Here is a 12711-nt window from a genome sequence, read left to right on the forward strand (position 1 = left end):
GACGTTGATCGTGTGGTCGCTGCGGTCGGCCTGTCGGCCGGTGAGCAGCCGGTGCCCGCTCGGGCTCGGCTAGGCCTTGAGGCCGGAGCGCCGGAAAAATTCCCCGAAAATTGCGTTCCCGGCAGCCAAGACGAACCCGGTCAGACCCGTCGGTGGACCGCTCGCCGTTTCCTTTGCGCATTTCTTTGCAACTTTCGCTTCTGTGTGCACCGATGCACTTGACAAGAATACATAATGACGAAATTGTATGCAATAAGATACCGACAGCATGGAAGGAGACAGCCGGTGGTTTGGCATGCGCTTGGGCAAAGGCTCATCAGGGAAGAAATACGGCCGGTCATCGTGACCGAGCAGGGGGTCTACGATCTGGATCTGGTGTCGCGGGTCCTGGGGCCGCCGGGCGAGGACTGGAGCCGGTGGCGTGCCGGCGGCATTGCCGCGATGCTGGACGCCTGGATCGACGTCGAACCGGCATTGGCAGCGCTTGCCGACAATCTCGCCGCCAGCGGTCCGAAGTTCGAGCCGCTTGGAACGGGGACGAAGCTTTGCGCGCCCTATCGTCCGAACAGGATCTTTGCTACCGCTTCGAATTATGTCGAGCATGCGCAGGAGATGGGGACGGTGCTAGCGGCGAAGTCCGAGAGTCAGCCCTTCGTCTTCATGAAGGCCGATTCGAGCGTCATCGGCCCTGATGAGGCGATCATCCTTCCGCAGAGGGCAGAGAAGGTCGACTGGGAAGTCGAGCTTGCCGCGGTGATCGGCATCGGCGGTCGCGACATTCCGGTCGACAAGGCGCTCGACCACGTCGCCGCCTATACCGTCATCAACGACATCACCTCGCGCGACCTGACGCGTCGCACCGACTTTCCCTTCAAGCATGACTGGTTCCGCGGCAAGAGCTTCGACACCTTCGCGCCGCTCGGCCCCTGGCTGGTTCCGGCCGATTGCGTCGGCAACCCGCAGGACCTGCGCCTGACGCTCGACGTCAACGGAACTCGCAAGCAGGACGACAGCACCGGCTCGATGATCTTCTCGGTGGCCGAGCAGATTTCCTATCTGTCGTCGATCCTGACCTTGCGTCCCGGCGATCTCGTCGCCACCGGCACCCCCGACGGGGTCGGAATGGGCACAGGAGAATTCCTGAATGCCGGCGACATCGTGACGGCCGCCGTGGAGAAGGTCGGCACCATCACCAATCCGATCAGAGGAGCTCGGATCGATTAACACCCAAACCGCCAGCAATGGCTAAACTGAGGAGGACAGTATGGCTAAAAAGTTTGGAAATTCGCTTCGCCTGGCAGCGCTCGCCGGAGCGCTCGCATCGATGATGACGGCGGCTTCGGCGGCCGAGGAAATCTCGTTCAACATGTCGTGGTTGCCGCAAGGGAGCGTGGGAGGCGTTCTCGTTGCCAAGGCCAAGGGCTTCTTCGACGAAGCAGGTCTCAACGTCTCGGTCTATCAGGGCTATGGCGGCCAGCGCACCGTCAACGAGATCGACCAGGGCCTGTTCGATATCGGCTATGGCGACCCGGTGAGCGTCATTCTCAACCGCGTCAACGGCGGCAAGGCCGTCTTCGTCGGCTCGATCAACACGGTCTGGCCGGGCGCGCTCTGCTACATCCAGAAGGACGGCGAGAAGACGCCGGTGCTTGCAGACTTCAGCGGCAAGTCCGTCGGTGGCGGCGCCACGTCGCCGGTCCAGAACATCGTGCCGGCCTGGCTTGAGCAGAACGGGCTGCCGAAGGATCATCTGAAGCTGCTCCGGATGAACCCGGCGGTCATCACCTCGTCCTTCCTCGAAGGCCAGGTCGACCTTGCCGAATGCTGGGAAGGTGCCAGTTTGCCCATTCTCCATGAGAATGCGCAGGAGAGCGGCAAGAAGATCGGCATGATCAAGTATCGCGATTTCGGTCTCGACATGTACGGAAGCGGCTTCGTCACCACCGAAGCGATGCTGGCCGAGAAGCCCGAGGTCGTCGACAAGTTCCTCGACGCCTCCTACCGCGGCTACGAATACATGGCCGCGCATCCGGAAGAATCCGCCGACCTGATCGTCAAGCAGTATCCGACGCTGAAAAAGACCGTCGTGCTCAACCAGATCAAGCAGATCAATGCGCTCGTGCGGGATCCACACGCTGAAAACAAGGATCTCGGCTTCGTTCGCGCCGATCGCATGGAAAAGACGATGGGCTTCGTGCGTGAGGCATTCGTCGTCGACGACAGCATCAAGACCGTCGACCTCTACCGCAACATCAGTCGCTGAGGTCGGCCCAAACCTGGGATGAGGAACATGAAGAAGAAGATCAACGTGCGGAAGCTTGGCCACATGGTGCTGATGGTCCGCGACATCCACAAATCCGTCGACTTCTATACCAATGTCGTCGGCCTTGAGGTCTCGGACTGGATCGAGGACAAGATGGTATTCCTGCGTGCAGGCAGCGACCATCACGATCTCGCTCTGTCGCAACTGCCGGCGGATTCGCCGGATCGTGACGACCTGCCGAAGTACACGAGGCCCGGCCTCGAGCACTTCTCCTATCTCGTCGACAGCCTCGAAGACATGGAAGCTGCCGCCGAGATGTTGCAGGAGCGGGGCGTCGAGATCGTCCGCGGTATCGGCAAGCACGGTCCGGGCGCCAACTGCTTCCTCGTGTTCAAGGATCCCGACGGCAACAACTGCGAGATCTACTGCGACATGATCCAGGTCACGGAGGAGAACCCGCATACGCCGCAGGTCTGGGAACGAAACATCGACGCGTTCGACCAATGGCGCTTCAAGCGCTTCGTCGTGCCGCCACCACACCAGGTGGTCAAGGACAAGCAGGGTCAGTGATCCCGGGAGCGTTTCGGCCTCGAACGCAGTGATCGAAACGCTCCGCTTTGTTCGCAAGCATTTCTCTCCGGAAAGCCGTTACGCTTTTCCTGGAAATGCTCTTGCGCGCCGGCATCGACCGGCGCGCCTCACCACGGATGCCAACTCGCTCTTCGGAGGCTCTCATGCCAGGCGTTAGTTCGCGACTTGCCGCCTATAGCCAAGTCGTCTTGTTTTTCGGTGCTTTTCTACTCTTCTGGGAATATGGCGTCCGATATTTTGAAGTGAAAAGCTACATTCTTCCGCCGATCTCGGCGATCGCCGTCGCGGTCTGGGAGGCGCGAAGCGAAATTTTTGAGAACTCGATGTACACGCTTGCCGAGGTGCTGATCGGTTTTGGCGCTGCCGTCGTCGTCGGCGTCATGCTCGGCATGGTCGTCTATGTCTCGCCCTTTGCCCAGCGCACCATCTATCCGCTTGTCACCGCCCTGCAGACGACGCCGAAAAGCGCGCTCGCGCCGCTGATGATCGTCTGGTTCGGCTACGGCTTCATTTCCAAGGTGGCGATGGCGTTTCTCTTTGCCTTCTTCCCTATCGTGGTCGCGACGCTCGGCGGCTTTGCCGGCACGGCGAAGAACCTCGAGGAACATTTTCGCGCGCTGAATGCGGGCCCCTGGCGCACCTTTACGACGCTCCGGCTGCCAAGCGCCCTGCCGAGCTTCATCGATGGATGTCGTGTGGCGATGCCGCTAGCGATGATCGGCGCGATCATCGGCGAACTCGTCGGCTCCGAGCGTGGCCTCGGCAACCTGATCATGCTGGGAACCGCATCGACGCGCACCGACCTCGTCTTCGGCTGCATCATCGTGATCACGCTGATCTCGCTGGCTCTCTACGCGCTGATCGAATTTGCGGCCAAGTCCGTCTGGTGGCGGGGAATTCAGGTATGAACATTTCAGTTCGGGAGGAAAAGATGGTGTCGACAGCCACGGCCGAAGCGCCGCAATCAGGCAGGGCCTTGAACCCGGCGGCGGAAGCTGCCGCCAACCACATCGAGGCACGCGGCCTCAACAAGACCTTCGGCTCGTTCAAGGCGCTGGAAGACATCGATTTTACCATCAAGAACCAGGAGTTCGTGTCGGTGCTCGGACCGAGCGGCTGCGGCAAGAGCACGCTCCTGCGCATCGTCGCCGGCCTGATCCCCTATGAGAGCGGCTCGGCAACGATCAAGGGTGAGGCAGTGCGGGCACCGCGCCCTGACGTCGGCGTGGTCTTCCAGACCAACAACATGCTGCCCTGGCTGACCGTGCGCCGCAACGTCGAGCTTGGAGCGCGCATCCGCAACATGCCGGCCGATGCGCGTGACGCGGCGGTCGACAAGATCCTCGATGTGCTGTCGCTGACCAAATTTGCCGATGCCCACCCGCATCAGTTGTCGGGCGGCATGCGCCAGCGCGCATCGATCGGCCAGGCGCTGGTCCTCGATCCGCAGATCCTGCTGATGGACGAACCCTTCGGTGCGCTCGACGCGCTGACGCGCGACAAGCTCAATGTCGAATTGCTGCGTATCTGGCAGGAATCGCGCAAGACGGTGATGCTGATCACCCACAGCATTGCCGAAGCCGTTTTCCTCTCCGACCGGGTCCTCGTCATGGCCGATCGACCGGGCAAGATCGTCGAGGAAGTGACGATCGATCTGCCGCGTCCGCGCAACGCCGCCACCACGCGTGCCATGCCAAAGTTCGGCGAATACGTCGCCTATCTCGGCAAGGTCATGGGCGTTGCAAGCTAGAGAACCGTGCGTTCGGAAGTACCCACAAAGGACGCGCTGGCACTTCGATTTTGTCGCATGTTATCCGTCTTCGGTGATTGCACCGGAAAGCGGGACACTGCTGACCTTTGCAGGTCGATGCGAAGCGCATCTGCGTAGGCGACGCGTGAATAAGAGATAGGGCACTTTTGCGGTTTCGCCTAAACGGAAGCGCAGCAGCGGCTCGATCTTACCCGCCTCCCTGAACGATATTTTTTTCCAAGGAGGCGGGTGAGTTGCGTTCGTGATGGTTTACGAAGCGGGCGGATGGCATTCAGGATTCCAACCTGCCTCCCGGCCATCGATTGAAATCTTCCTGCCGGCATGCGCCGGCAAAAATGCGATTGGAACTCTTATGCCCCAACTCACTCTCGATCTCGCCAACGGGATCATCGAAGCCGCCTTCGGCGCTGCGGCAAAAGCCCGGATGAAACCGCTTTCGGTGGCTGTCCTCGATGCCGGTGGCCATCTCATCGCGTTTCAGAAGCAGGACGGCTCGTCGATGCTTCGCTTCGAGATCGCTTCGGGCAAAGCCTATGGCGCGCTTGCCGTCGGCATGGGGTCGCGCTGGCTGAGCAACACGGCGATCGAGCGGCCGCATTTCGTGCAAGGGCTTTCGGCCGTCTCGGGCGGCCGCATCGTGCCGGTGCCCGGCGGCGTTCTGGTGCGCACGGCGGCCGGCGACCTGATCGGTGCGGTCGGTATCACCGGTGATACGTCTGACAATGACGAAGCCTGCGCCGTCGCCGGCATCGAGGCTGTCGGCTTCGTGGCGGATGCCGGATAGGCGCGCCACCGATCTGAACCTGGCGACCTGATCGCATCGACACCGCCATCGGCTGACCCGTCGCCTTGGTGACGGGATCAACCCGCGGCGCGTGCGAGAAGGGCGCGGGCGCGGGTGACGATCGGCCGGTCGACGAATTTTCCCTCGAAGGTAAAGGCGCCGATCCCGGCCTGATCGGCCTGGTCGGCGGCGTCGATCAGGCGCCTCGCACGCTCGATTTCTTCTGGCGAAGGCGAAAAGCCTTCGTTGAGGAGGGGCACGACACTCGGGTGAATGCAGGTGGCGCCATCGAAGCCGAAGTCTTTGGCTTCCGCAATGGCTGCGGCCAGTGCCTGCCGGTCGGCATAGTCAGCGGTGCTGCGCAACAGCCCGAAGGAAAGAACGCCGGCGGCCTTCGCGGCATAATGGATCATCAGCTTCGGCACCCGCAGAACCTCGGGCGTCGGCTGGGCGCCCATCGACGTGGCCAGATCCTCGCTGCCGGCAGAAAGCGCGAAGACCCGCGGCCCCGCGGCGATCGACGCGGCGTTCAGCAGGCCCGCGGGGTCCTCGATCAGCGGAGCAAACCGCATCGCCTGTCGGTTTGCAGCCTCTTCCAGCGGCCGCAGATGCGCGTCGAGCCGATGGAGAACATCGGGCGAAGACACCTTGGGAATGTAAAGCGCTTGCGCGCCTGCCTCGCAGGCCGCAGCGGCATCGGCCAACATGGCGGGTACGTCGTGGGTGTTGATCCGGACGATGATCTGGGCGCCGCCCCGACCAACCATGGCTACGGATCGACCGAGTGCAGCCCGCGCGGCGTCCTTCTCGTTCGCCGCCACCGCATCTTCGAGATCGACGATGATCGCGTCGGCCCCACGCTCGTGGGCTCTTTCGAGAAAGCGGGGCGAACTGCCGGGAACATAAAGCAGCGAACGCATCCTCATTTGGACCGGCCTCCCATAGCCACGGTACCTTCGTCGGCCGACAGATTGGCGGCGCGGAGCATGCCACGGGTGCTCTGTCCAAGCGAAAGCGATGGTCCCGTCTGGGGTTCGGCGAGACCGACATTCACGCCTATGCGGCAGGCAAAGGCGACGCAAGCTTTTGTCGAATAGAACATCAATTCCTCGCTGGCGATTTCTCGCTCTTGAACATCCGCCGCGAGAGCGCCTCGCTTGCGCGGCGTGCAGCCTCGACCGTCACCTCGGTGACGCGACTGAGGTTGTTGGCGATCCGTTCGCGCGGGCCGGACATGTTGACGACGGCGACGATACGCCCCTCGGGGTCGCGAATTGGCGCTGCGACCCCCGCCGCTCCCTCGACCCGGCCATGGAGATTGGCGACATAGCCTTGCCGGCGCGCGGCGCTCACGCGCGCGGCGATGGCTCCCGGGTCGTCCTCGTCGGGGACGGAGAGGCGGAGATAGGCTTCGAGATCCTCGTCCGCGAGGCCGGACAGCAGCATCAGCCCGCTTGCCACGTAATGGGCGACACGCTGGGTTGCAATGTCGCGGTCATAGCGGATCTCCCGCATCGGGAGGACCTTGTTGAGATAGCGAACCTGCCGGTCACCTGTCAGCACGGCGATGAAGCCGGTTTCCTCGATTGCAGCCACCGTTTCGCGCAGGATCGGTTCCGCGACCCTCAGGATCGTGCCCCAGCCGCTGTTTGTTTCCGACGGCTCGCCGGGCAACCGGATCAGCAGATAGCGCCCGTCGGCCTGGCGGGTGACATAACCGGCGTCGACCAACGTGCGCAGCAGCAGCAGCGTGCTGCTTTTCGGCAGGGCGAGCGCTTGCACGGTCTCGACGAGCGAGACAGCATCGCTGCGCGATGCCAACCACTCGATCAGGTCCAAAATTCTCTCCGCACCTCGGCCGCTCATCGCATTCATTCTCGTTCAATATATTGAACATGTACTAAATGATGAATTTATGAGGCGTGCCCGCCCTTGTCAACACGCGTTCGGCTTGGGCATTCCCTTCCGCAAGGCCGCCGAAAGTCACGCTTTGGCTGCTCCGTCCCGACGGAAGACTTTCGGGGGCGGGCGGTGCAATCGAGCCGTGCCGTGATTTCAGTCCGCAACAAATCTTGAAACGGCCAATCAAACACTCGCCTCCATTGGCAGGCACGCTCCCTTCCTGCCCGGTCCTCGACCATTCCTGTCGAGCCGCGACGATGACCTGGCCAGTGTTCGAATGAGGAGTGAACAGATGCGTAAGCCTAAACTGACTGAAGCAGCACGCCCGATCCCCGTTCCCGGTTACAAGCCGGTGGCCCTTCCGGCTGTGCGTGCCGCCCACCTGATGCTGAAAAGCAAGCGCGATGCCGACGTGCGCCACGCCCAGAGGACGGCGAACATGCGCATCGTCAACCAGTTCGATCGTGACACCGACTAACGATCGGGCATCTGCCGATTTGCGCTGGCGCAGGCGTCAGCGCCGCCATGGTCCGACAGCCGACGGCTTCCAGCACTATCATTCGGTCCTCGTCGCTCAAATCGGGGTTCACCGAGATAACAGAGCCGTCATAGCGGGCGGGCACATCTCCGCCTCGGAAAGGCCTCCGCAGAAGATCGGTCATGTCTTGTGCAAAGACAGACAGAAGTCACGTCAATTTGGCCCCTGAGCCCACGCGAACCGCATTGTTCGTGTGAGGTCAGGGTCCTGCTTGACGGCAGAAGCAACACGTGTAAATAATAGATCAAGTAGTCGATTAATTAATAAAGCCGGCCGATCCCTAGGCAGCGCGCACGCTCATCCACCCTCCAACACCAACTGCGATCCGATGCTCAACTCCATCTGCCACGCCCATTGCCGTTTGCGCTCGATGGCATCCGCATGAGCCGCCACTCCATTCGCATCCGACGGCGGTTGCCGGTCTTGGGAAGCGTCATGGCTGGCGCGTTCTCGACGCTCGGAAATGCCGTCGCCATGGTGGCCTTGCCTTGGTTCGTGCTGACGTTGACCGGAAGCCCTCTGTGGACCGGCATTGCCGCCGCCGCAGGCGTCTTGCCGGTGATTGCCGGCTCGCTGTTCGGCGGCGGTCTTGTCGATCGCTTCGGCCCGCGCTGGATCGCATTTACAGGTGATTTGACGAGCGCGCTTGCGGTCGCAGCGGTGCCGCTTCTCTATCATCTCGATATGCTCGGGATCGGAACGCTCGTCGCTCTGATCGCCATCGGCGCTGCAATGGACGGCCCGGCATCGATCGCCGCCGAAAGCCGCCACCCCGAACTGGCGCGTCTTGCGGGGTTCCGGCTGGAGCGGGTCAAGGCCGTGGATGAGCTGATCTAGAATGCCGGCGTGCTCGTCGGGCCGGCGCTTGCCGGCGTGATGATCGCGCTTGTTGGCGTCGAAGACACCTTGTGGCTGACCGCTGGATGTTCACTCGCCGCGGCGATCCTCGACGTTATCTCCCTGCCGACGCGGCGCAAATCGGTTGGCGCCGAACAGGTCGCCATCGGCCTGGCTGGCGCATGGGAAGCCGTTCGCTTCCTGTTGCGCGATCCGCTGCTGCGCAGCCTGATCATGCTGGGCACGTTGTTCGGCATCATCTTCGGCGCGATGGAGGCCGTCGTCATGCCGGCCTTTTTCAAGGCGACCGGGCAAAGCGCCATGAGCCTCGGCCTGTTCCTGTCGGCAAGCGGCGGCGGCGCCATTTTGGGCACGCTTGCCTATGCGGCCTGGGGCCATCGGCTCTCCGGGCGTGGCATCCTTATCTTCGGCTGCGCCGTCGAGGCGCTCGCCATTCTCGTGCTGGCCTTGGCGCCTCCGGTTTCGCTGCTGATCGCCGCCGGCGCTGTGGCCGGTTTCGCGACGGGACCGATCGGGCCGATCGTCGCGACCGCAGCACTTCGCCGTGTGCCGGTCAAGCTGCGCGGGCGGGCGCTGGGTGCTGCGGATGCGCTGGAGCTCTCGGCGATCCCGCTGGCCATCATTCTGGCCGGTGGAGCGGTCGAGGTTTTTGGCGCTCAGCCATTGCTCCTGGGTTGCGCCGCAGCGCTCGCCGGCACGACGGTGATCGCCGTCTTTCTGCCGGGTCTGAAGCAGCTTGACCGCAGGCGGATCGGCAATGCGGCAAGGCTCCCCGTCGGCGATGACGTCGCCAGGGCGGGTGAGTAGCCATGCGGAAAGCGCCGTGCCCGTTGCGGTGAATAGGCTGTCAGCGTTGCGGCCGCGACGGTGGTCAAGGCTGCCGAGCGCACCATCGCGCTCGGCAGCACCCGGGGAGGTTATCTTATTGCCGGACCGCTGGACGCCTAGCGCGCGACCGCTTCGACGATCCTGCGGCTGGCCGAAACGATGTCCGTATCCTGCAGCAATGCGCCGCCGATCAGATACATCACATCGTTTCCGTAAGCGTCGCGCATCTCCGGCACGCGGCCGAGGTTCATGCCGCCGCCGGGGGCAGGCACGATCGCCTTCGGGCCACCCATGTCGGTGGCGCAGGCCTTGGCGATCGACTGGCATTCCTCGCGGGTGAAGCCAAAGCGCCCGCCGAAATTCGGATAGATCGCTGCGTCGGCCCCCATCAGGCGCTGCAAGGCGCCGTAGAAGCATCTGTGCGAAAAGCCAGTATCGGGCGAAACGACGTTGGCACCTGAGAACGCAGGATGCGAAACGATCGGCAGAGTGAAGGCCGGATCGGAGGCTAGCGTGTGGATCACATCGTAGCCGGCAAGGGCCGGGGAAATCATCACCCCACCGGCGCCGGCCTCCTGCGCCATCATCGCGCGCTCGAACAGGTCTTTTGCCGACGCGGTGATGTTCGGCACGAAACTCGCCCGCCCGCCGCTCTTGGCATTGGCTTCGCCGACGGCATTGACGCAGGCGGCCAGCCGTTCGGCGAAGGGCGACGTCCGCTGGTCCACCAGCCCGTGGTCGTCCTTGACGAAATGCATGCCGCCGAGCGCGAAATCATGCGCGCGGCGGGCAAGCTCGGCCGAAGACAGGCCGACCGGCTTGATCGCCGACATCAACAGCGGCTGCGCGCCGATGCCGGCCCTTTGCCGCAAGCCGGCAATTCCATGCTTCGGGCCGGGGCAAAGCGCAAGGATGCCCGCGGACAGGCCGATGTTCTCGACCTTCAGGCCCGGCTTGATCGAGCTGTTGCCGAAGACAATGTTGAGGAACTGCAGGAAGTCGCCGCCGACATCGTCCTCGCTGTAGGAGATCTCGGCGAGATAGCCGGGCCGACCGTCCGGATCTTTTGCCAGCGCCTCGAGCTTGCCGAGGATTTCGTCCTCGACATAGCCTTTGGGCACGACATCCCGAGGGATTTCGACCGTTTGTTCCAGGGCGATATCAAGCGCCCGCGTTCGCGCCTCCGCCTCGTCGGCCGCCCTGATGTAGTAGCTGACGGTGAACCGCGGAGCCATCAGAGCGCCTCCGCCTTCTGCGCAGAGTGGACGTGATCGAGGCGAACCTCGGTCAGTTCATCTTCGCCGATTTCGAGCGACCTGCCGGTCAGCTCCTCGATCGCGGCCACCAGCGCGCCGGCGTCGAGGCCATACTTCTTCATGAGGTAAGGCTTCGAGGCGCCATGCGCAAACGTGTCCTTCAGGCCGAGACGCTTGAGGCGAACGCCAAGGCCCTCTTCGGCCACGATCTCGGCAACAATCGACCCGAGGCCGCCGACGATCGTGTGGTTTTCGAGCGTGACGATGCCCTTCTTGCCGCGCGCGGCCTTGAGCAGCCCTTCGCGGTCAAACGGCTTTAGCGTCGAGGCGTGCAGGTGATGAAGCCCGATGCCGCGCGCCTCGATCGGTTTTGTGGCGCGCAAGGCTTCCTCGGTGCAGACGCCGGAGCTGACGACGAGGATGTCGTCGCCTTCCGACAGGGTACGCAGCGTGTTGAACGCAAACGGCGTTGAGAAAAGCCGAGGGACTTCGCCGCGAAGGATGCGCACATAAACCGGTCCGTCGATCGCATCGGCAACCTCGAGTACCGTTTCGACCTCGGTCGCATCGCCGGTTTCCAGGATCGTCATGTTCGGCACGGCGCGCAGCACGGCGATGTCCTCGATCGCCTGGTGGGTGATGCCGCCGGGCGTGGTGATGCCAGGCAGGAAGCCCATCAGCCGCACCTTGCGGTTGGAATAGGCGATCGAATTGATCAGCTGGTCATAGGGGCGCCGGTAGAGGAACACCGAGAAGGTGTGGATGAAGGGCCGATAGCCCTGCATGGCAAGCCCGCCGGCAAAGGAGAGCATGTTCTGCTCGGCCATGCCCAACGACAGGAACTGCTCCGGGTGCCGGTCGCGGAAACCATCGACCTCACAAGAAGAAGTGAGGTCGGCGGAGAGGCAAAGCACATCCGGGCGTGCTGTCGCGAAAGCCTCGAATGCCTTCGCGTAAGGGCGATTGACGATTTCGACCATGGTCAGGCCCCTTCCATTTCGTTCGGGCTGACGCCCAGTTCGGCGGCGAGTGCCGCCTGCATCTCGAGCCGCTCTTCGGCGCTCTTGAAGCGCACGTAGTGAAGGCGCGGGAAGCGCTTCTTGAGGAAGTTCATTCCCTGGAACGGCGACGTGTTGGCGAGAATGACCAGCGGCTTGCCCGGCTCGGCGCTGTCCGCAGCGTTGCGCATGGCCTGAAGGTCGTGGCCGTCGATCGAGCGGCAGGTGGCGCCGAAGGCTGCAACGCGGCTGGCAAGATCGCCGAGATCGAGAACCGACGACATGGCACCATCGCATTGCTGACGGTTGACGTCGACGATGACGCGGATGTTGTCGATGCCATGGTGGGCCATTGCCGCCAGGCACTCCCAGGTCTGGCCCTCCTGAAATTCCCCGTCGGACATGTAGACCCAGACCTTGCCCGGCTCGTTGCGCCTCTTGCGAGCAAAGGCAACGCCCGCAGCCATGGAAAGGCCCTGCGCCAGCGAGCCTGTCGTGACTTCCATGCCCGGGCTGTGCTCGGCGCCGATCATCTCGACGGAGCTTCCGTCCTTGTTGAAATGGTCGAGCGCATGCTCATCCATGCGCCCGACCTCGATCAGCGCGCAGTAGATCACCAGCGCATAATGCGCCGGCGAGATGATGAAGCGATCATATTCCGGGGCCGACGGGCCGTGGTAGCCGGCGCCGGTAAAGGCGTCGGGGTTATCGGCGGAGGGCACGCCGCGAAACGGCAGCGGCACCTTCGGCAGGGTCGGTTCGCCGAGCTTGAGGAACTCGTTATAGAGCAGAGCGAGGCTTTCGGCGGCCGAGCAGGCCTGGCTCAGATAGCCGCCATTGTTCTTCATCGTGTGGAAGAAGACGCGGCGGCGAATGCCGAGTGCGATCTCCTCGGTGGTCTTCTGGTTTGTCAGGCTCACCG

At 63.0% G+C, this 12711-nt stretch carries 12 protein-coding genes and 1 pseudogene; 8 read left to right on the plus strand and 5 right to left on the minus strand.

Translation table 11 applies throughout. The features are described from left to right. Window positions 1-285: 285 nt before the first annotated feature. From LPJGGPFB_RS33100 to LPJGGPFB_RS18170, 6 genes are all read left to right on the plus strand, one after another. Window positions 286-1224, plus strand: coding sequence for a fumarylacetoacetate hydrolase family protein (locus LPJGGPFB_RS33100; RefSeq protein ID WP_345791045.1), 939 nt, complete (start codon window positions 286-288; stop codon window positions 1222-1224). 40 nt (window positions 1225-1264) lie between these two features. After that, the gene (locus LPJGGPFB_RS18150) at window positions 1265-2263 is read left to right on the plus strand and encodes an ABC transporter substrate-binding protein (protein WP_173421351.1); all 999 of its coding nucleotides are present in this window, start codon (window positions 1265-1267) and stop codon (window positions 2261-2263) included. 27 nt (window positions 2264-2290) lie between these two features. Continuing rightward, the gene (locus LPJGGPFB_RS18155; protein ID WP_209789048.1) at window positions 2291-2833 is read left to right on the plus strand and encodes a VOC family protein; all 543 of its coding nucleotides are present in this window, start codon (window positions 2291-2293) and stop codon (window positions 2831-2833) included. Between the two features lie 164 nt (window positions 2834-2997). Beyond that, the gene (locus LPJGGPFB_RS18160) at window positions 2998-3762 is read left to right on the plus strand and encodes an ABC transporter permease (RefSeq protein ID WP_112811892.1); all 765 of its coding nucleotides are present in this window, start codon (window positions 2998-3000) and stop codon (window positions 3760-3762) included. Then, window positions 3759-4604 (plus strand): ABC transporter ATP-binding protein, encoded by an 846-nt coding sequence (locus LPJGGPFB_RS18165; protein WP_234902930.1) that lies wholly within the window; start codon window positions 3759-3761, stop codon window positions 4602-4604. The genes LPJGGPFB_RS18160 and LPJGGPFB_RS18165 overlap by 4 nt, the downstream gene beginning before the upstream one ends. 373 nt (window positions 4605-4977) lie before the next feature. After that, on the plus strand, window positions 4978-5409 hold the full coding sequence (locus LPJGGPFB_RS18170) for a GlcG/HbpS family heme-binding protein (RefSeq protein WP_173421352.1): 432 nt from the start codon (window positions 4978-4980) through the stop codon (window positions 5407-5409). 77 nt (window positions 5410-5486) lie between these two features. Here the strand turns inward: LPJGGPFB_RS18170 and LPJGGPFB_RS18175 are convergent, their stop codons facing one another. Next, a complete protein-coding gene (locus LPJGGPFB_RS18175) occupies window positions 5487-6335 on the minus strand; it encodes an HpcH/HpaI aldolase/citrate lyase family protein (RefSeq protein WP_173421353.1) in 849 nt (282 codons plus the stop codon). 175 nt (window positions 6336-6510) lie between these two features. Next, complete coding sequence (locus LPJGGPFB_RS18180) at window positions 6511-7248, minus strand: IclR family transcriptional regulator (protein WP_173421354.1); 738 nt, start codon at window positions 7246-7248, stop codon at window positions 6511-6513. Window positions 7249-7603: 355 nt separating this feature from the next. On the opposite strand from LPJGGPFB_RS18180, the gene LPJGGPFB_RS18185 reads away from it, so the two are divergent. Together LPJGGPFB_RS18185 and LPJGGPFB_RS18195 are read left to right on the plus strand one after the other, a co-directional pair. Then, a complete protein-coding gene (locus LPJGGPFB_RS18185; RefSeq protein WP_173421355.1) occupies window positions 7604-7789 on the plus strand; it encodes a hypothetical protein in 186 nt (61 codons plus the stop codon). A 495-nt stretch (window positions 7790-8284) separates the two neighbouring features. Next, window positions 8285-9514: pseudogene (locus LPJGGPFB_RS18195) on the plus strand (MFS transporter). A gap of 137 nt (window positions 9515-9651) precedes the next feature. On the opposite strand, the gene LPJGGPFB_RS18200 reads toward LPJGGPFB_RS18195, so the two are convergent. Genes LPJGGPFB_RS18200 through LPJGGPFB_RS18210 form a run of 3 tightly spaced genes read right to left on the minus strand, consistent with a single transcriptional unit; the run spans window position 9652 to window position 12709 of the window. Next, window positions 9652-10770, minus strand: coding sequence for a RuBisCO large subunit C-terminal-like domain-containing protein (locus LPJGGPFB_RS18200; RefSeq protein WP_173421358.1), 1119 nt, complete (start codon window positions 10768-10770; stop codon window positions 9652-9654). After that, a complete protein-coding gene (locus LPJGGPFB_RS18205; RefSeq protein ID WP_173421359.1) occupies window positions 10770-11771 on the minus strand; it encodes a transketolase family protein in 1002 nt (333 codons plus the stop codon). The genes LPJGGPFB_RS18200 and LPJGGPFB_RS18205 overlap by 1 nt, the downstream gene beginning before the upstream one ends. 2 nt (window positions 11772-11773) lie before the next feature. Then, window positions 11774-12709, minus strand: a complete 936-nt coding sequence (locus LPJGGPFB_RS18210; RefSeq protein WP_173421360.1) for a 1-deoxy-D-xylulose-5-phosphate synthase N-terminal domain-containing protein — start codon at window positions 12707-12709, stop codon at window positions 11774-11776. Between the last annotated feature and the right edge of the window lie 2 nt (window positions 12710-12711).

The sequence above is a fragment of the Ensifer adhaerens genome (genome assembly GCF_013283195.1).
GTDB classification, from domain to species: domain Bacteria; phylum Pseudomonadota; class Alphaproteobacteria; order Rhizobiales; family Rhizobiaceae; genus Ensifer; species Ensifer adhaerens_G.

Excerpts from the sequence above, each read along its gene's own strand:
- LPJGGPFB_RS18165 (WP_234902930.1), top strand. The coding sequence starts at position 3,759 with ATGAACATTTCAGTTCGGGAGGAAAAGATGGTGTCGACAGCCACGGCC.
- LPJGGPFB_RS18205 (WP_173421359.1), bottom strand. The coding sequence starts at position 11,771 with ATGGTCGAAATCGTCAATCGCCCTTACGCGAAGGCATTCGAGGCTTTC.
- LPJGGPFB_RS18160 (WP_112811892.1), top strand. The coding sequence starts at position 2,998 with ATGCCAGGCGTTAGTTCGCGACTTGCCGCCTATAGCCAAGTCGTCTTG.
- LPJGGPFB_RS18185 (WP_173421355.1), top strand. The coding sequence starts at position 7,604 with ATGCGTAAGCCTAAACTGACTGAAGCAGCACGCCCGATCCCCGTTCCC.
- LPJGGPFB_RS18150 (WP_173421351.1), top strand. The coding sequence starts at position 1,265 with ATGGCTAAAAAGTTTGGAAATTCGCTTCGCCTGGCAGCGCTCGCCGGA.
- LPJGGPFB_RS18200 (WP_173421358.1), bottom strand. The coding sequence starts at position 10,770 with ATGGCTCCGCGGTTCACCGTCAGCTACTACATCAGGGCGGCCGACGAG.
- LPJGGPFB_RS18175 (WP_173421353.1), bottom strand. The coding sequence starts at position 6,335 with ATGAGGATGCGTTCGCTGCTTTATGTTCCCGGCAGTTCGCCCCGCTTT.
- LPJGGPFB_RS18170 (WP_173421352.1), top strand. The coding sequence starts at position 4,978 with ATGCCCCAACTCACTCTCGATCTCGCCAACGGGATCATCGAAGCCGCC.
- LPJGGPFB_RS18155 (WP_209789048.1), top strand. The coding sequence starts at position 2,291 with ATGAAGAAGAAGATCAACGTGCGGAAGCTTGGCCACATGGTGCTGATG.